Annotated in this window: 20 protein-coding genes; 8 read left to right on the top strand and 12 right to left on the bottom strand. The window is 65.5% G+C overall.

Annotation, left to right across the window (positions count from 1 at the left end):
* Positions 1–9 precede the first annotated feature (9 nt).
* The 5 genes from V6U71_RS19490 to flgB are packed head-to-tail and all read right to left on the bottom strand — an operon-like array spanning position 10 to position 2,700.
* On the bottom strand, positions 10–747 hold the full coding sequence (locus V6U71_RS19490) for a flagellar basal body rod protein FlgF (RefSeq protein WP_411339982.1): 738 nt from the start codon (positions 745–747) through the stop codon (positions 10–12).
* Positions 748–782: 35 nt separating this feature from the next.
* Entirely contained in the window at positions 783–1,610 is an 828-nt protein-coding gene (locus V6U71_RS19495) for a flagellar hook-basal body complex protein (RefSeq protein ID WP_054732011.1), read from the bottom strand.
* Between the two features lie 10 nt (positions 1,611–1,620).
* Positions 1,621–1,941 (bottom strand): flagellar hook assembly protein FlgD, encoded by a 321-nt coding sequence (locus tag V6U71_RS19500; protein ID WP_411339983.1) that lies wholly within the window; start codon positions 1,939–1,941, stop codon positions 1,621–1,623.
* Between the two features lies 1 nt (position 1,942).
* Positions 1,943–2,350, bottom strand: a complete 408-nt coding sequence (flgC, locus tag V6U71_RS19505; protein ID WP_054589522.1) for a flagellar basal body rod protein FlgC — start codon at positions 2,348–2,350, stop codon at positions 1,943–1,945.
* Positions 2,347–2,700, bottom strand: coding sequence for a flagellar basal body rod protein FlgB (gene flgB / locus V6U71_RS19510; RefSeq protein WP_411339984.1), 354 nt, complete (start codon positions 2,698–2,700; stop codon positions 2,347–2,349). The genes flgC and flgB overlap by 4 nt, the downstream gene beginning before the upstream one ends.
* Before the next feature lie 278 nt (positions 2,701–2,978).
* Between flgB and V6U71_RS19515 the strand changes: the two genes are divergently transcribed.
* The 6 genes from V6U71_RS19515 to V6U71_RS19540 all read left to right on the top strand — a co-directional run bounded on the left by V6U71_RS19515 (position 2,979) and on the right by V6U71_RS19540 (position 8,056).
* Entirely contained in the window at positions 2,979–3,497 is a 519-nt protein-coding gene (locus V6U71_RS19515) for a flagella basal body P-ring formation protein FlgA (protein WP_411339985.1), read from the top strand.
* Between the two features lie 170 nt (positions 3,498–3,667).
* Positions 3,668–3,970: a flagellar biosynthesis anti-sigma factor FlgM gene (flgM, locus tag V6U71_RS19520; RefSeq protein WP_411339986.1), complete on the top strand. Its 303-nt coding sequence runs from the start codon at positions 3,668–3,670 to the stop codon at positions 3,968–3,970.
* The gene (locus V6U71_RS19525; protein WP_411339987.1) at positions 3,970–4,275 is read left to right on the top strand and encodes a hypothetical protein; all 306 of its coding nucleotides are present in this window, start codon (positions 3,970–3,972) and stop codon (positions 4,273–4,275) included. The genes flgM and V6U71_RS19525 overlap by 1 nt, the downstream gene beginning before the upstream one ends.
* 79 nt (positions 4,276–4,354) lie before the next feature.
* Positions 4,355–5,176 carry a transglycosylase SLT domain-containing protein gene (locus tag V6U71_RS19530; protein ID WP_411339988.1) on the top strand — a complete coding sequence of 274 codons (822 nt, stop codon included), beginning with the start codon at positions 4,355–4,357 and terminating at the stop codon, positions 5,174–5,176.
* Positions 5,173–7,296, top strand: coding sequence for a flagellar biosynthesis protein FlhA (flhA, locus tag V6U71_RS19535; RefSeq protein ID WP_411339989.1), 2,124 nt, complete (start codon positions 5,173–5,175; stop codon positions 7,294–7,296). Before V6U71_RS19530 ends, flhA begins: the two co-directional genes overlap by 4 nt.
* Positions 7,286–8,056 carry a sigma-70 family RNA polymerase sigma factor gene (locus V6U71_RS19540; protein WP_411339990.1) on the top strand — a complete coding sequence of 257 codons (771 nt, stop codon included), beginning with the start codon at positions 7,286–7,288 and terminating at the stop codon, positions 8,054–8,056. Before flhA ends, V6U71_RS19540 begins: the two co-directional genes overlap by 11 nt.
* 38 nt (positions 8,057–8,094) lie before the next feature.
* On the opposite strand, the gene V6U71_RS19545 is transcribed toward V6U71_RS19540, so the two are convergent.
* The 7 genes from V6U71_RS19545 to manD all read right to left on the bottom strand — a co-directional run bounded on the left by V6U71_RS19545 (position 8,095) and on the right by manD (position 13,038).
* Complete coding sequence (locus V6U71_RS19545) at positions 8,095–8,592, bottom strand: MarR family winged helix-turn-helix transcriptional regulator (protein WP_411339991.1); 498 nt, start codon at positions 8,590–8,592, stop codon at positions 8,095–8,097.
* Positions 8,593–8,622: 30 nt separating this feature from the next.
* Positions 8,623–9,039: a hypothetical protein gene (locus V6U71_RS19550; protein WP_411339992.1), complete on the bottom strand. Its 417-nt coding sequence runs from the start codon at positions 9,037–9,039 to the stop codon at positions 8,623–8,625.
* 26 nt (positions 9,040–9,065) lie between these two features.
* Positions 9,066–9,443, bottom strand: coding sequence for a hypothetical protein (locus tag V6U71_RS19555; protein WP_411339993.1), 378 nt, complete (start codon positions 9,441–9,443; stop codon positions 9,066–9,068).
* Between the two features lie 60 nt (positions 9,444–9,503).
* Positions 9,504–9,983 (bottom strand): response regulator transcription factor, encoded by a 480-nt coding sequence (locus tag V6U71_RS19560; protein ID WP_234716010.1) that lies wholly within the window; start codon positions 9,981–9,983, stop codon positions 9,504–9,506.
* Positions 9,984–10,120: 137 nt separating this feature from the next.
* Positions 10,121–10,867, bottom strand: coding sequence for a FadR/GntR family transcriptional regulator (locus tag V6U71_RS19565; protein WP_411339994.1), 747 nt, complete (start codon positions 10,865–10,867; stop codon positions 10,121–10,123).
* Between the two features lie 33 nt (positions 10,868–10,900).
* Positions 10,901–11,827, bottom strand: coding sequence for a DUF4861 family protein (locus V6U71_RS19570; protein ID WP_411339995.1), 927 nt, complete (start codon positions 11,825–11,827; stop codon positions 10,901–10,903).
* Positions 11,827–13,038, bottom strand: a complete 1,212-nt coding sequence (gene manD / locus V6U71_RS19575) for a D-mannonate dehydratase ManD (protein ID WP_411339996.1) — start codon at positions 13,036–13,038, stop codon at positions 11,827–11,829. The genes V6U71_RS19570 and manD overlap by 1 nt, the downstream gene beginning before the upstream one ends.
* Positions 13,039–13,154: 116 nt before the next feature.
* Between manD and V6U71_RS19580 the strand changes: the two genes are divergently transcribed.
* Both V6U71_RS19580 and V6U71_RS19585 read left to right on the top strand, forming a co-directional pair.
* Entirely contained in the window at positions 13,155–14,309 is a 1,155-nt protein-coding gene (locus V6U71_RS19580; RefSeq protein ID WP_411339997.1) for a glycoside hydrolase family 88/105 protein, read from the top strand.
* 205 nt (positions 14,310–14,514) lie between these two features.
* Positions 14,515–17,379, top strand: coding sequence for a TonB-dependent receptor (locus tag V6U71_RS19585; RefSeq protein WP_411339998.1), 2,865 nt, complete (start codon positions 14,515–14,517; stop codon positions 17,377–17,379).
* Positions 17,380–17,385: the final 6 nt, after the last annotated feature.

Raw genomic sequence — 17,385 nt, forward strand, 5'->3', positions numbered from 1 at the left:
CATCACGCTCTAACGGGGTAGCTGCATCAGATTCGCCGTCGCGCTGTCCATTTCGCGCGCGTCGTCGATCAGCTTGAGTTGCGAATCCCAGGCCTTGCTGGCCTCGATCATGTCGACGAGGGCGACCGTCGCAGTGACGTTCGAGCCTTCGATCGAGCGGGTGACGACCCGCGCCTCGGGGTCGTCGGGCAAGATGCCGCCGCCCTTGACGCGGAACAGATTGTCGAGCCCCTTGACGATCTCCGATCCCGTCGGGGTCGCGAGCCGCAGCCGGTCGACCTGCTGCGGATTTTGGGGATCGCCGCCGGCGGGGACGACAAAGACGCGGCCTTCGTCGTCGATCGTCACCGAATCGGCGGGCGGGATGGTGACCGGGCCCTGCGTGCCCTGCACCGGATGGCCGTCGCCGGTCGAGAGCAGCCCGCTCGGCGCGGCCATCAGGTCGCCGCGCCGCGTATAGGCCTCTTCGCCGTCGGGCGCCTGGACGACGAGCATCGCGTCGCCCTGCATCGCGATGTCGAGGTCGCGCCCGGTGGCGGCGATCGTGCCGGCGCGCATGTCGGCGCCGATCACTTCCTCGGACGACATCGCCCGGCCGCCATTGCCGTTCAGCCACAGCGCCTGCGATTCGGCCATGTCGGCGCGAAAGCCCGGCGTCTGCGCGTTGGCGAGGTTGTTCGCGATCGCCGTCTGCCGGGCCATGCTGCCCCGCATCGCGGTGAGGCTGGTGTAGATGACGCGGTCCATATGGTTGCTCCGGGCAGGCGGCGATTAAAGCGGGATCAGCGGAGGCCGATGATCGTCTGGGTCAGCGCGGACGCGCCCTCGATCGCCTTGGCATTCGCCTGGAAATTGCGCTGCGCGGCGATCAGCATCACCAGTTCCTCGGTGATATCGACGTTCGAGCGTTCGAGCGCCCCCGACTGGATCGACCCCATCGGACCGTTGGTCGCGGCGTCGATCGTCGGCGGGCCGCTGTCGCCGGTCGACTGCCAGTGCGAATCGCCGATCGGGCGCAGGCCCTCCATCGCGGGGAAGGTCGCCATCGCGATCTTGCCGAGCGTCTGGTCCGAACCGTCGGCGAAGGTCGCCGTGGCAAGGCCGTCGAGGCCGATCGAGATGTTGACGAGCGCCGCGTCGGGGTTGCCCGGCGCGTGCTGCGGCACGACGAAATCCTGCGTCGAGGCAAGGTCGCGGCTGGTGACGTTGCCGTCGGCGTCGACCGGCAGCAGTTGCAGTGTCGCGCCGGTCGAATCGACGACCCGGCCGTCCTCGAGCGGCGAGAAGGAGCCGTTGCGGGTGTAAGTGACCTGGTTGCGCGGCGCTTCGCCCTTCACGACGAACATGCCGTCGCCGATGACCGCCATGTCGAACGTCTTTTCGCTCGATTCATACGACCCTTGCGTGAACTGCTGGGTGATGCCGCTGAGGCGCGTGCCCTGTCCGGCGACCGTCTTCGTCGACTGGTTCGGCGACGCGGCGAAGATGTCGCCGAACTCCGCCTTGCTGCGCTTGAAGCCGATCGAGCCGGCGTTGGCGATATTGTTCGAGACGACCGACATTTCGGTCTGGGCGCCCTTGAGGCCCGAAAGCGAGGTGTAGAAAGACATGAGCTTTTCCTTACTGCGTGCTGTTGGTGTCGGTGGTGGTGTCGGTGGCGGGCGCCGGGGTGGCGGCCTTGATGTCCTGCAGCAGCGCGGTCTGCGCCTTGAGCTGGTCGGAGATCTGCTGGAGCGTCGTGTTCGTCTCGGTAATCCCGGCGAGGCTCGAAAATTGCGCCATCTGCGCGACCATCGCCTGGTTATCGACCGGGTTGAACGGGTCCTGCTGGCTGAGCTGCGCGGTCATCAGGCGCAGGAAATCGCTCTGCCCCATCTGCTGCCCGCTGCCCTTCGGCTGGAGCACGACATTGCTGTTGTTGGTGACGCTGTTCACGGCCATCTTACTGTCCCATCCTCAAGGTTTCGTTGATCAGGCCCTTCGCGGTTTCGAGGACCTGGACATTGTTCTGATACTGGCGAGCGGTCTCGACCATCTCGACCAGCTCGGCGGCGCTATCGACCGCGGCTTCCCAGACGTTGCCGTCCTTGTCGGCGAGCGGGTTGCTGGGGTCGTGCCGTTTCGACGGTGCCATCTTGCCGACGGTGACCTGGTCGACCTGCACCGTCGCGCGGCCATGATCGTCCATCACGGTGCGGAACACCGGCTTCATCGAACGGAAGGCGCCCGCCTCGCTGCCCGCGACGGTCCCCGCATTGGCGAGGTTCGAGGCGGTCGTGTTGAGGCGGACGAGCTGCGCCGACATCGCGCGGCCGCTGATGTCGAAGACCGAGAAATTGTTCATCGTCATTCGCCCTTGATCGCGCGGGTCAGCGTGTTGACGCGGCCCGAAAGGAAGGCGAGGCTCGACCGGTAGGCGAGCGCATTTTCGGCAAACGCCGTCTGCTCGGTCGCCATCTCGACGGTGTTGCCGTCGAGCGAGGACTGGACCGGGACGCGATAGGCAATCGCACCCTGCATCGCGTCGGCGGCCGAGCCGCCCTGCTGCGCAAGGTCGAGCGCTTTCGAGAAATCAAGGTCGCGCGCCTTGTAATTGGGCGTCGCGGCATTGGCGATGTTCGACGCGAGCAGCATCATGCGCTGGCTGCGGAGCTGGAGCGCCGTCGCGTGCAGGCCAAAAAGCTTTTCGGATGCCATCATACCATTCCTTCTTTTGCCGCGGGGCCCTTGGTCGGCGGTCGCCGGCGCGGGTGCGCGGAAAAACAGAAGGAACGATGCAATCACCGTGCCAAACGATATTTTTCCATATTTTTCATATATTTGAATGAAAGCCACGACGCCCCGGCGACGGCCATTCCGGCGTCAGTCAAAAGTTTGACGGCGCCCGCTGCGGCGCCGCGCAAAGCCGCAGCAAAGCACGACTGGCACGCTTCCTGCTTCCATACCCGCGACCATTTTGGACCTGAAGGAGATGGATCATGGTTCGCAAGACAAGCACCCGGCTCGTTGCCGGCATCGCCGCCTGCATGGCCGCCGCACCCGTCGCCCATGCCCAGCAAGCCAGCGAGGACTGGCAGACGATCGACGTACTCACCGCGATGGTGGCGAATGCGATCGGCCGCTCGGCGACCCCGATCGACCGCCGCATCAAGCTCGCGCGCTGCCCCGAACAGGCATCGGTCACCGCGATCGACGCCCAGACGCTCGCCGTCCGCTGCCCTTCGCTCGGCTGGCGCCTGCGCGTCCCGATGACGGGCCCCGCCGGCGTCACTCCGACGCAGGCGAGCTACGCCCGCCCCGCGGCGGCCGCACCGGTGATCCGCCGCGGCGACAATGTCCGCGTGACGATCGACACCGAAAGCTTTTCGATCAGCTATGCCGCAACCGCGTCCGAAGACGGCCGCGTCGGCGAAACGATCGCCCTCAGGGGCAGCGATGCCAAGAGCACCCTCAGCGCCACCGTCACCGGCCCCGGCCGGGCCCGCCTCGCCGACTAGAATTTCACCCCCTGCTGGTCGCATCGGCCCGGCGGCTGTCGATTTTCCGACGCCGCCGGGTTTTTCTTTGTCTTTTTTCGGCTCCATGCATTTAATCCTCCCCGTCACCGTCCGTTAAAGCCTTCGATACGGCGCCGTCACTTTTCTGACGGACGGCCAAGGAGGCGAAGATGTCGGGTGACAGCAAGATCGGGGTGCAAGCCGTCGGCGGCCTTGTCCGCACCGGCGCCACGCGCAGGATCGCAAGCGAAAGCGCTGCGGCGGCACGGCCGCCGGTCCGCGTGGCGGCGCAGGACGCCCTGCCCGTTGCCCGGCTGATCACGATGACCGGCGAACTCGCCGCACAGGGACCGTCGGTCGACGTGTCGCGCGTCGCGGCGCTGCGCACGGCCATCGCCGGCGGCAGCTATACCCCCGATGCGGCCGCCATCGCCAAGGCGATGCTGGCGTTCCAGAAAGGCAGCGGCGCCTGATGCTGGCCGAGATGGACGAGGTGCAGGCGCGGCTCGACGCGCTGGTCGGCGCGCTGGACGGGCAGGACGCGGGCGCGATCATCGCCGCGACCGAGGCGCTTGCCACGTCGGTGATCCTGTTTCGCGGCGCGCGCGTCGCCGAAGGCAGCGAAGGCCGCGCGCGGGCGCTGATCGAGGCGGTGCTCGGCCAGCTCGAAGCCGCCGCGATCCGCGTCAACATCCTGAAGAACTGGACGCGTCAGAGGATTGACAACACCCATCAGCTGCGCGGCGGCGCGGCGCGGGGACCAGCACTAACTTACTGATAAAACTTGTTTCTGGGACAATTTTCCGGAAATGGCACGATGATTGCTTTTGGTCTGCTGAACCAGCGGAACCAAAGCCATGAATGCGATCAACACCCCTCAAAGCCCGCGCATCGCCGCACCCGTCATCGACGCGGTGCAGAGCGCATCGGCGCGGACGGGGATCGACTTCGACTATCTGTTCGACGTCGCGCGCGTCGAAAGCGGCTTCAATCCGACCGCCAAGGCACCGACCTCGTCGGCGCGCGGGCTGTACCAGTTCACCAAACAGACCTGGCTCGCCACCCTGCAGCGCCATGGCGCCGAGCACGGCCTCGGCTGGGCGGCGAACGCGATCGGACGCGACGCGTCGGGGCGCCTGTCGGTGACCGACCCCGCGCTGCGCCAGCAGATCTTCGACCTGCGCGACGATCCCGCCGCGGCGTCGAGCATGGCGGCCGAGCTGACCTCGGACAACCGCGACTATCTGGAAAGCCGCATCGGCCGCAGCGCCGAGCCGGTCGACCTCTATCTCGCCCATTTCCTCGGTAGCGGCGGCGCCGCCAAATTCCTTGCGGCGTGGGAATCCAACCCCGACCTGCCGGGCGCAACGATGATGCCCGACGCGGCCGCCGCCAACCGCTCGATCTTCTATGCCTCCGACGGCAGCATGCGCAGCCTCGGCGAAATTCGCGAACGTTTCCGCCTCAAGCTCGAAGACGGCAGCGCGCCGGCGATGCTGCCCGGCGGCGGTTCCGGCCTCGCGCCCGGATGGCGCATGCAGATGGCAAGCAGCAGCGGCGCCCCCGCCGGGCGGCCGCCGCTCCCGATGATGGATATCCAGCCGATGCCCAAGAAACTGTCGATGGGCTTTGCCGCCCAGGCCTATCAGCGGCTCGCGTCGCTCGGAGGCACGGCATGACGTCCGGCCTGAACCTGCGCGACGCCGGACGCTTCGCCGGCGCCGCCGCGCTGCCGGCGGGGATGCTGATCCTCGTCGCGCTGATGGTGATCCCGGTTTCGCCGCTGATCCTCGACATCAGCTTCGTCGCCAACATCATGATCAGCCTGCTGATCCTGATGGTCGCGCTGCAGGCGTCGAAACCGCTCGACTTCTCGGCCTTTCCGACCGTCCTGCTGCTCGCGACGCTGTTCCGCCTCGCGCTCAACGTCGCCTCGACGCGCGTCGTGCTCGTCCACGGGCACGAAGGCACCGCATCGGCGGGCCATGTCATCGAGGCGTTCGGCCAAGTGCTGATCGGCGGCGACTATGTCGTCGGCCTGTTCGTCTTCGTCGTGTTGATGATCATCAACCTCGTCGTCATCACCAAGGGTGCCGGACGCGTCTCCGAAGTGTCGGCGCGCTTCACCCTCGACGCCTTGCCCGGCAAGCAGATGGCGATCGACGCCGACCTCAACGCCGGCCTGCTCACCCCCGACGAAGCGAAAGCCCGCCGTCAGGAGGTCGCGACCGAAGCCGATTTCTACGGCTCGATGGACGGTGCCTCGAAATTCGTGAAGGGCGACGCGGTCGCCGGCCTGCTGATCCTGTTCGTCAACATCGTCGGCGGCCTGATCCTCGGCATCTTCAGCCATGGCCTCAGCTTCTCCGAAGCGGGCAGCACCTATGTCACGCTGGCGATCGGCGACGCGCTCGTCGCGCAGATCCCGGCGCTGCTGCTGTCGATCGCCGCCGCCGCCATCGTCACCCGCGTCAATTCGCCGTTCGACCTTTCGGGCCAAATCGGCAGCCAGTTCGCGTCGCCGACGATCTGGATGGCAGTCAGCGGCATATTGTTCATCCTCGGCATGGTCCCGGCGATGCCGCAGATGCTGATCCTGCCCGCCAGCGCGATCGCCGGCGTCATCGGCTGGCAATTGCGGCGTGCCGCAGCCGATCAGGCCGCCGCGCCCGAACCCGCCGCGCCCGCGCCCGACCCGCATCATATCGACTGGGCCGACGTCAGCGACGCCAGCGCCTGCCAGCTCGAAATCGGCTATGCGCTCGTCGCACTGGTCGACGACCGCAAGGGCGCGCCGCTGATGACGCGGATCACCGGCATCCGCCGCCAGTTGTCGAAGGAACTCGGTTTCGTCGTCCCGCCGGTCAAGGTCAGCGACGACCTGTCGCTGCCCGGCAACGTCTATCGCATCTCGGTCGCCGGGGTGATCGTCGGCGAGGACGAGGTTTTCCCGAACGAGATGCTGGCGCTCGATTCGGGCGATCTCGTCGCCAAGGTGACCGGCCGCCCGTGCAAGGACCCGACCTTCGGGCTCGACGCGCTGTGGATTCCGAAGGCGGCACAGAATGACGCGATCGCGGCCGGCTATACCGTCGTCGATCCCGCCACCGTGGTCGCGACGCACCTCAACAACAGCATCATCGCCTCGGCGACCGAACTGTTCGGCATCGACGACGCGCAGGCGCTGATCGACAATCTGAAGCTCCACTATCCGCAGCTCGCCCAGAATCTGAGCCCGCAGGGCTATGCGCTGCCGCGCGTCGCGGCGCTGTGCAAGGCGCTGCTGATCGAGCGCGTGCCCTTGCGCGATTTCCGCAAGATCGCGGAGGCAATGGTCGCACTGGCGGCACAGCAGCTCGGCGACGGCGACCTGATCGAGGCGGTGCGCCAGCGCATCGGCGCCCTGATCGTCCAGACGATCGTGCCGAGCCGCATGCCGCTCCCCGTCGTCACCTTCAGCCCCGAGATCGAAGTGCTGCTCAATCAGGCGGTGCGCGCCAATCCCGGCGCCGAATGGCCGTTCGAGCACGGCATGGCGATGAAGATCGTCGAGCAGATCGGGCAGGCGGTCGAACCGCTGCTGCTGTCGACGCGCAGCTTCGCGCTGGTCGCCTCGCCGATCTGCCGCCCGGCGCTGTCGCGGCTGGTCCGCGCGACCTTCCCCGACGTCGCCGTCATTTCCTACCTCGAGATCCCGGCGAACAAGCAGACCGAAATCGTCGCCACCATCGGCGCGGAAGTTCCGCGCCTCGGCGCCGCCGAAAACGCCCAGACCAAGGACGAATATCATGAGAATTGAGCCCGCGGGGCAGTTCGCCGGCGCCACCGGCCCGAGGGAATATGCCGCCGCCGCCGGGACACTGCGCCCGCGCGGCTATCCCGACAGCGTCGAACGGCTGGTCGATGAATATGCGCCGCTGGTGCGCAAGATCGCCTGGCAGGTGTTCTCGCGCGTGTCGCGGACGAGCGAACTCGACGACCTCATCCAGACGGGGCTGATCGCGCTCATCGAGGCGAGTCGCCACTATGAGGAGCGCGGCTTTGCCTTCGCCACCTATGCCTCGACCCGCATCCGCGGCGCGATGATCGACCAGCTCCGCCGCGAAGCCGACGTCGGCCGCTCGGCGATGGTAGCGAACAAGCGGCTGAAGACGGTCCGGGCGACGCTCGAACAGCATCTGATGCGCGCGCCGACGGCGGCCGAGATGGCCGAGGCGTTCGACATGTCGGCCGAGGAATATTTCGCGCTCGAACGCAGCGCGATGCAGGGCCGCTCGACCTCGCTCGACGAGCTTACCGAAAGCGGCAGCTTCCTGATCGCCGACGACCGGCCGGGCGCCGAAACATTATATGAGGAAGAGGATGTGCTGGATGCGCTGCGCCGGTGCATCGACCGGCTGTCGGAGCGCGAGCAAATGGTGCTCCAGCTCTATTTCTTCGAGGAACTGAATCTGCAGGAAATTGGCCTGACCCTCGACGTCAGCGCTGCCCGCATCTGCCAGATCAAGCGCGACGCAATGGCGAAGGTCAATGCGATGATGGTGGAAATGACCGAATAGTTAGCCGGGCGGCCCCACGCCGTCCCACACCAAGGCCGTCAGGCAGCGATCTGGCGGCTCTCCCAGGCGCTGCCGATCTTTTCGAAATAGCTTTCCATCCGCTCGCTGCCCTTGTCGGTCAGTTCGACGAGCGAACGGCGGCGGTCGTGCTGGTCGATAAAGCGCCGGACCAGCCCCTGCGCCTCGAGCGAGGCGATCATGCGCAGGCCCGACGACAGCGGCACCCCCGCCCCCGCCGCAAGATCGCTCGCGCTCAATTCGCGTCCGTTGGTATCGGCCAGCATCAGGTCGAGCATCATGTCCCACACCGGACCCGATAGCTGGGCGCCACCGAAATGGCTCTTGCGCAGCCGCCGCATCTGGATGTTGAACGCCACCTGGTCGACCAGCACCGCTTTCGGCGCCTCGCTTCGCGCCAGCGAAACGGGGATCCCCATGACCGCCTGCTCATCGCCCCCCCGGGTCGTCAGCAGGTCGTGGATTTGATCGATACGCGACTTGAGTTCGGCAATTTCTTCGTTCGAAAATTGCTGCATGTAACGGGACCCCCCGGGGCGTTCCATAGGTTACGCCCCAACTTCACCCCTCCGTCTGACCGAGCCCGATGCGTAAAGAATTACGAAGAGGATCGGATAGGAAATATACATTGAGAGCAGCGCATAGGGCCCTGCCAATATCTCCGAAAACATCATTTTCTGGATATGCCCGAAAATCGCGATCAATTGCCATCCGGTGATCCAGTATGGCCAGAAACGCTTTGTTTTCAGGGAAATAGACCAGAAACTCGCCAGCACGGCGATGTCTACGACGAAGATATTGATTTCAATGTCGGTCCATTCCGGATTGGGTGCCAATACCGTTGTGGAGACCGAGGCGATCAGGGCGGTGTACGCTGCCCATCTCTCCAGCGGCCCGCCGCGCAGCAGCGCGACGGTCACCGTGATGAGCAACACGCCATAATATAACGCCACGGTCCACAACATGTGGCTCGTCGACCTTTCCTGTCGGCTTACGACGCCTTGGCGAGCGACTGAGCGGCAGCCTGGGCTGCGAGCTGATCGTTGCTGCCTTGGTCGAGCGATGCGGCGGGCGGCTTGACGCCGGCACCGAACATCCGCGTGCCGAGCCCGACTTCCTTTTGCGTCACGGTCAGCGCCAGATGCGCGTCGGTGAGGAGCTGGCGAACTTCGCCGGCGGCGGCCAGAGCGTGCGCGACTTTCGACATCGCTTCCTGGCCGACGATCGCCGACATGTTGGTTTCGCGGCGCGCGGTCGGCAATGTCGCGGCAAGCTGGGCGATGCGGATCATCGCCTCGTCAATGGCGTCTTCGGCCTGGTGCAGCTCGGTAGCGATCTTTTTCGCTGCGGAAACGCGTTCGTTCAGCATATGGTGGTCCCTTGAATAGGAGAATGCCACCGGTCCCCCCCGCAGCATTCCGTTCGAATATCAGGTCATGACACGACCTAGTCCGACAAGGATCGAATAAAGGGCGGAAAAGGCCAAAATGGTCGCGAAGGCGATCAGGATCGGCCAGATTATCCTTTCCATCAACCCATGCCGGTTGGACGGCTGGGACGCGGTAGGAAATGGCGAACCTATATCAAGAACCCGCCTCGTCGCACTACGCCCCGCATCGCCATCGTCGGCGGGCGGAGAGGCGCCTAGGTCGATCAGTTGATATGTCAAAGGCTGATAAGGAGTAACATGGTCGAAGACACCGTTACGGGCGAGGATACGCGCTGCTTCTATCCTGTTGGAAACATTAAGCTTTCTTAGCGATCTTCGCACCCGTTCATCGACCGTATGTGGCGACACCCCCATCAGCCGCGCGATTTCCTTGGAATTTTTGTGCTCAAAAACGTGCCGCAACGTCTCGATTTGCGCGGCCGAAAGGAGACTGATGTAATTGTCCGGGTCACCTTGCACGCGCCCCCGCATAGAGCATCAGGAGTCGAAATCAAGTTGGGCAGACAGGTGATTCACCTATTCGTTACCCCCATCGTAACGTTACATCGGCACGGGAAAGCGCCGCGTTCCGGATTATGTGCGATCGTTCGCAGGGGTCATCCCGAAAATTTTTCGTCCGGGTCCGGCGCGCGCGCCGTACCGGCCTCCAGCAAGGTCCGGTAGCGCGCGATCGATTTTTCGATATGCCGCCGTGCGGCACGCCGCGCCGCGGCGGCATCGCCCGCGTCGATCGCGGCATGGATCGCGCGATGGTCGCGGTTGATCGTCCGGGCATAGCGTTGGTGCTGCGCGGTGTCGCTGCCTTGCAGATATAATTGGCGCGACGGAACCAGCCGCACGCCGAGAAACTGGGTGAAACGGATGAAATAGGGATTGCCGGTGGCGCGCGCGATCGCCGTGTGAAACGCCGTGTCGGCGGCGACCGATCCGTCGACGTCGGTGCTTTCGTCCATCGCCCGGAGCGCGGCGCCGATTTCGGCAAGGTCTGCGGCAGTTCGCCGCCGCGCCGCGAGCTCGGCCATTTCCGCCTCGAACCCCATGCGCATTTCGAGGAGTTGCAACACATCCTCGATCTTGCCGGTCTCGTCGGGCGTCACCTGAAAGGCGCGGTAGTGCGCACCGTCCGCAACATAGGCTCCCGATCCGCGCCGCGACACGAGCAGGCCGCGCGCGGCGAGGCGCGAATAGGCCTCACGCACCACGGTGCGGCTGACCCCGAATGCTTCGGTGATCGCCTTTTCGGTGGGAAAGCGCGATCCCGGCGGCATATCGCCCGTTTCGATCTGTTCCTCGAAGCGCTGGACGAGATCGTCCGCCAGCGACGCCGCCTTGGTTACCGCCATGCCGCCAGCCCTATCATCGCCCCCCGGTGCTGGCTAGGGCCCTGCACCGGCCGGCCGGAAGTCGGGGGGCGGGCGGAAGTCGGGGCGCTGGCGGTCGACATAGGCCTGCCACTGCCCGCGCGTGGCGAAATCGCCGCCGCGATCCCACGCCGCGCCGCCATAATAGACGAACGGGCGCCCCGGCCGGACCCGGACGAGGATCAGAATATTGTCGGCATCCTCGGCAAAGCCCGCGAAGGCCGCGGGATCGACGATAACCGCCGCCGCCATCCGCCCCTTGTCGCCGTCGGCGGGACCCCACCAGCTCAGCCGCGAGGCGGCGGCATCCCTGATCACCTCGCCCAAGCGTCCTCCGCCGGTCGGCCGTTTCGAAATGCCGATACCGACGACCAGCCCGGCATCGCTGTCCGAACCGATCGTCGAGACCATGCGGGTGAAATTGGTGCCCGCCGGCAAGGTGAAGCGCCGCGTCTCGCGCACCGTTCGTACCGTGTCGACCGGCCACGGATCGTAATCGACCATAAAGTCGGCAACCTCGGGCCCGGCGCCGATAATCTCCGGCCGCACATAGTTGCGCGAGGTCCACAGTTTGTTGTCGTACCAGATGCCGAGCCCACCGACCCCGCGGCCGGTGCCGACGTTGTAGAAATCGAGCCCTTCGCCATGATCGCTATGCTGGTCGCCGGTTCGTAGCTGGCGGTCCATATAGGGCCAGCGCACCCGCTTGCCCCACGCGTCGATGCCCGACGACGACGGCGGTTCGGCCGCCTCCAGCGCGCGGCCGTAAATGCGGTATGCGATGCGGTCGTTTTCCCACAAAAGATCGTCGTAGCGATAATCGGCGATCGTCACCGCAGCGCGCGCCGCCCGCTCCTCCGCCGTTGCGGGGCGAAGCGGCTTGTGATCCTGCGCCGCCGCCGCGGCCGCGAACAGCGTCAGGGCAAGCAGCGGCGCGCGCATCACCAGCTCCACATCGTGCCGTCCTCGAGCCGGTTCACCGGCAGATAGGCGCGCGCATAGGGAAAGGTTTCGGCCAGCGCCTCGTCGATGTCGACCCCCAGCCCCGGCGCGTCGCCCGGATGAAGCATGCCGTCGGCAAAGCGGTACGCGTGCGGAAACACCGCGTCGGTCTCCGCCGTATGGCGCATATATTCCTGGATGCCGAAATTGGGGATCGCGAGCCCCAAGTGCAGCGCCGCCGCCATCGTAACCGGCGACAGGTCGGTGGCGCCGTGACAGCCGGTGCGGACCTGGTGAAGATCGGCGAGCGAGGCGATCTGGCGCATATGCGTAATGCCCCCGGCGTGCAGCACGGTGGCGCGGATATAATCGATCAGCCGGTTTTCGATGAGCGCCTTGCAGTCCCAGACCGAGTTGAAGATCTCGCCGACCGCCAGCGGCGTGGTGGTATGCTGGCGGATCAGGCGAAAGGCCTCCTGATCCTCAGCGGGGGTCGCATCCTCGATCCAGAAGGGGCGATATGGCTCGAGGTCCTTGCCGAGCCGCGCCGCCTCGATCGGGGTCAGCCGGTGGTGGACGTCGTGGAGCAGATGCACGTCCCACCCCAACGCCTCGCGCGCCGCGGCGAACAGTTCGGGAACGACGCGGAGATATTTCGCGGTCGACCAGATATTTTCGCTCGGCAGGTCGTTATCGGCTGGCTCGTAGAAATAGCGGTCCTTGCTGACGCCATAGGTCGACGCCATGCCCGGCACGCCGCATTGCAGGCGGATCGCCTTGTAACCTTGCCGCCGGTAATCGAGCGCCGCTTCGATCGTCTCGGCGATCGTCGTGCCGTTGGCGTGGCCATAGACCATGCAGCCGTCGCGCGACGCGCCGCCGAGCAACTGGTAGACGGGCAGCCCCGCGACCTTGCCCTTGATGTCCCACAGCGCCAAGTCGACCGCAGCGATCGCCGCCATCGTCACCGGGCCGCGCCGCCAATAGGCGCCCTTGTAGAGATATTGCCAGATATCCTCGATCCGGTGCCCGTCGCGCCCGATCAGGCACGGGACGACATGGTCGGCCAGATAGCTGGCCACCGCGAGCTCGCGGCCGTTCAGCGTCGCGTCGCCGACCCCGGTGGTGCCGTCGTCGCACGCAATCTTCAACGTCACGAAATTGCGCCCCGGGCTCGTCACGATGACGCGCGCTGACACGATCTTCGGCATGTTCTTCCTCTCGTCGATTCCCAAAGTTGTCTGACAACCTTATTGACAGGGCACGGCGGAAAGGGAAAGAGATATGTCGACGCCATCGGCCGTCCCGGCCCCGCAAAGGATATGCCATGCCGCTGAGCCTGCTTGCCCCGCTCGTGATGATCGGCGCCCCCGCGGCGGCGGCCCCGGCCGAGCCCGTCATGCCGAAACCCGCCGAGATCCTCGCCGGGACGCGCCGCGTCGCCGACTGGCAGCTCGCGCACCGCGCGGCGTGGGACAGGATGCCCGCGGCGCGGCCGAGCGTGCGCAATCCGCGCGACTGGCAACAGGCGACCTTCTGGGTCGCGCTCACCGAGCTCGCCGAACGCGATGCGCGGTACCGCGATCCGGTCGTCGAACTGGGCCGCGCCGAACATTGGCAGCTCGGCAAGCTTCCTTTCCACGCCGATGACCAGTTGATCGCGCAGGCATGGGAATGGGCGGCGCGGAACGGCGGCGGCGCCGAAGCGCTTGCCCCCGCGCGCGCCTATTTCGACAATGTGCTGACGAACCGCCGCACGAACGATCTCGCCTTCGTGCCCACCGAACCCGGCGGCGGCTATTCGCTGTGCACCGAACGCTGGTGCTGGTGCGACGCGCTGTTCATGGCGCCGCCGACGATGCTGCGCATCGGCCGCGCGACGGAGGACCCGCGCTACGCCGACTTCGTCCATGCCGAATGGAAGGCGACGACCGATTATCTCTTCGACCCGGCCGAAGACCTTTATTTCCGCGACAGCCGTTTCTTCGACCAGCGCGACGCCAAGGGGCGCAAGCTGTTCTGGAGCCGCGGCAACGGCTGGGTGATGGGCGGGCTTGTCCGCGTGCTGCAAATGCTCGACGACGACGATCCACAGCGACCCTATTATGAGGGCCTGTTCCGGAAAATGGCGGCGAAGCTGGTGACGCTGCAAAAGGCCGACGGCTATTGGCCCGCGTCGTTGCTCGACAGCGACCCCGGTACCCCGCCCGAATCGAGCGGCACCGCCTTTTTCACCTATGCCTTTGCCTGGGGCGTCGACAACGGGCTGCTCGACCGGCGGGTTTACGAGCCCGCGGCGATCCGCGGCTGGCACGCCCTCGGCCGGGCAGTACAACCTGACGGCATGCTCGGCTGGGTCCAGCAGGTCGGCGACCGTCCCGACAGCGTTTCGGCAGAGGAAACGCAATTCTACGGCGCGGGCGCCTTCATTCTGGCGGGCACGGCGCTCTACGATCTGGCGCAAGCGCGAGCCGCACGCTGAGCACCCATTTCCGGCGCTCCCGGCCTGTCGCCGCCGGTCACGGAAGGGCCGCCGACCCACGCCGCCACCGACAGGCCGATTGACGACAAGGGCAAAGTTGTACTACATCTAAAATTGACACCGGTATCAATTTCCACACATGTGAATGACACCGGTAGCATCTTGCCGCGTCGGCGCGTAGACCGGCGACACTGGGAGAGAGACAATGACATCACGATCGGTCCTGATCGCCCGCACCTCGCTGCTCGCATCGGCGACGCTGCTCGCCGCCGCCCCCGTCTGGGGCCAGGACAGCGCCGCCGCGCCGGCAGACGCTGCCGATACAGCCGCCGGCGACGAGATCATCGTCACCGGCGCGCGCGCGACGCAGCGCTCGTCGATCGAATATAAGCGCGCCGCCGACGTCGTCGTCGACGGCCTTGTCAGCGACGAGATCGGCGCGACCCCCGATAATTCGATCGGCGATACGCTCGAACGGATCGTCGGCGTCTCCGCCGACCGCTTCAAGGGCAATGCCAACGAGCTGTCGGTCCGCGGCCTCGGGCCGACGCTCAGCTTTTCGACCTTCAACGGGCGCGAGGTGTCGACCGCCGGCCCCGACCGGTCGGTCGCCTTCCAGCAATTCCCCTCCGAACTCGTCAACGGCGTCCTCGTCTACAAGACGCAGCGCGCCGACTTCCTCGAAGGCGGGGTCGGCGGGGTGATCGAACTCCGCTCGATGAAGCCGCTCGACTATGGCAAGCGCCGCATCCAGTTCGAACTGCGCGGCGATTTCCAGCCGCAGGACGACGATGTCTATCAGCACGACGGCCTCGGCTATCGCGGCAACATCTCCTATGTCGACCAGTTCTCGACCGGCATCGGCGATATCGGCATCTCGATCGGCTACCAGCGGCAGGACACGACCGCGCCCGAAGACTATTACAACGGCAATTCGACCTTCCAGCTCTGCAATACCGCGGCAACGAACGGCGCGACGAACAGCCTCAATTGCACCTTCGCCGAAGATCCGCGCAACGCCAACGAGACGATCGTCGATCCCTATTTCGCCAATTCGTCGCGCAGCTTCCGCACCCAGAAGACGTCCGAAGTGCGCGACGCGATCATCGGCGCGATCCAGTGGCGCCCTGCGCCCGATTTCGAGATCGCGATCGACGGCCAATATTCGAAGCGCAATAGCCGCGAGGACCGCAACGTGCTGGGCATCACCGAGGGGCTGCGCGGCGTCGAACCGCTCGTCGTCGGCGACGGCAGCAACGGCTATTCGCCATATTCGCTGATCAGTTATCGCGGCAATTCGAACCTCGAAAACCAGCTCGAAACGCGCCAGCGCAACGAGGAATATCTGGGCGGCGGGGTCAGCCTGATCTGGTCGCCCGAACGCTGGAATATCGCGCTCGACGCCTCCTATTCGAACAGCCACCGCACCGAAACGCAGAAACAGACGCGCCTGCGGTCGAACCGCCGCGTCGGTTATACGCTGAGCTATGAGGGCGACAATGTCGTGCCGGTCGTCGCATTCGACGATTTCGACATTACCGACCCCGACCTGTTCGTCACCACCGCGCCCAATTCGGTCTATGCCCGCCGCCGCTTCGTCACCGATCGCGAAGACACGATCTGGGCCGCGAAGCTCGACATCGAACGCGAACTCGACGGCTTCCTGACCAGCGTGAAGTTCGGCGGCCGCTTTTCCGACCATCACCGCACCAACGACAATGCGCGCAACAACGACCTCAACACGTTGGTGCCGGTCAACGGCGTCAGCCCGGCCGAGCTCATCGCGCAGGCCAACCGGCAATGCCGCGCGCCCTACACCACCACCTCCTATATGCAGGGCATGGGGACCAACGTCACGCGCTGGGCGACCTTCGACAACGACTGCCTGTTCCGCACCTTCACCGGCAGCGACGACGCGCTGCCCACCCCGGCGGACGGCCGCGACCCCAGCGATATCGATGTCCGCGAACGCATCTATGCCGCCTATGCGATGGCCAATTTCGAAACCGGGATGGGCAGCGTGCCGGTCAGCGGCAATATCGGGCTGCGCTGGGTCAAGACCGACATCACTTCGAAGGGTTTCCGCCAGCCCTATATCCTGACCATCGAAAGCGCGGGCGACACCTACAGCGTCGACGTCGATCCGGACGGCGAACTCGTCTCGAATACCGCAAAGGGCAGCTATAATTATTTCCTGCCCAGCGCGAATATCGCCTTCGACCTGTCGCAGCAGGTCAAGCTGCGCCTCGCCGCCTATCGCGCGATCGCGCGTTCGGGGATCGAAAGCTTCGGCGCGGGGATCAGCCTCAACCCGTCGGAGGGGACCGGCACCGGCAATATCATCTTCGACGCGACAACGGGCAACCCGAACCTCAAGCCGCTGCGCGCTTGGAACGTCGACGCCAGCCTCGAACTTTATGCGTCGGAGGATACGCTGGTCTCGCTCGCCGGCTATTATAAATGGGCGAAGGGCACGGTGATCAGCGCCGAGGAATCGATCCCCACCGACATCACCGTGACGACGATCCGCGACAATGGCGCGCCGGTGACCGAAACGATCACCATCAATCCCGTCGCCCCCGCGAACGACGGCGAAACGCGCCACCTCTACGGGCTCGAAGCGACCGCCAGCCACGCCTTCACCTGGCTGCCCGATCCGCTCGACGGGCTCGGCATCCAAGGCTCGGTCAACCGTGCCTTCGCCAATTTCGAATATCCCGACACCTCGCCGATTGCCGACTATATCGACCCCGCGAACCTGATCGGGCTGTCGAAATGGACCGCGAGCGGATCGGTGTGGTTCGAGAAATGGGGCCTCTCGCTGCGCGCCAACCTTCGCTACCGCTCGGGTTATTACAAGCCCAACGGCGGCACCAACCGCGAGATTCGCGGCGGCACCTATCTCAACCTCTCGGCGCAATATGATCTGACGAGGAATATCCAGCTCAAGCTGCAGGCGCTCAATGTCACCGGCACCAACGACATCATGGTCAAGGGCGGCTACGACAGCATCGCCGAAGTGTCGCGCAGCGGGCCGCAATATTTCTTCGGCGTCCGCGTCCGCCTGTGACGCCGC

Origin of the sequence: Sphingopyxis sp. J-6 (assembly GCF_046603995.1) — a bacterium.
GTDB lineage: Bacteria > Pseudomonadota > Alphaproteobacteria > Sphingomonadales > Sphingomonadaceae > Sphingopyxis.